The sequence below is a fragment of the Serratia sp. HNCC26DJ244 genome (genome assembly GCF_057180565.1).
Window position 1 is genome coordinate 1 of record NZ_JBXUGO010000100.1, and the last position, 646, is coordinate 646.

The 646-nt window shown below is 52.8% G+C and carries 1 protein-coding gene; it reads right to left on the reverse strand.

The genetic code is table 11. From position 1 onward, the window contains the following. On the reverse strand, positions 1 to 646 hold a 646-nt coding region (locus tag AC2A06_RS18765; protein WP_484381288.1), incomplete at both ends, for an Ig-like domain-containing protein.

Here is a 646-nt window from a genome sequence, read left to right on the forward strand (position 1 = left end):
GGTCTCGCCAATCACATTACCGTTGTCATAGATAGTCACTTTGTCACCTGGCTGACCACTACCGGTCAGGACAGGACGTGAATCATCCGTGGAATCACCCGGTTTTATTTCACCGACAACGTTCCCCGTTTTGTCCATGACATGCTGCATACCAGGGACATCCGGCGGTGTGGTATCAACCGTGAAGTTCAGAGGATCAGAAGGCGAGCTGACATTACCAGACGGATCAGTCTCGGTGATCACCATTTGGTGAGTGCCGTCACCCATCCCCTGGTCTGGCGTAAATGTCCAGTTGCCATTGCCATCAATGACCACGCTGCCAATGGCACTACCGTTGTCATACACGGTGATGATGTTACCAGCGACACCTGTACCACTTAAGGTCGGATGAGATTCATCTGTCTGGCCGCCGTTTTTAATTTGGCCCTGAATAGAACCCGTATGGTCAAGTGCACCGCCAATCGCCGGTTTTGCCGGAGGGGTCGGTTCAGGATTATTATCATCTTTACTACGGTTATGATAGGCAACCGCGGCCCCAGCGCCGATCGCTGTCGCTGCTGCCAGCCAACCCAAAAGACCGAACAGCGCATCATGATTATCATCAGAAGCGACAAAAATGCCTTCCCCACTGCCTTGAGATGGGCCG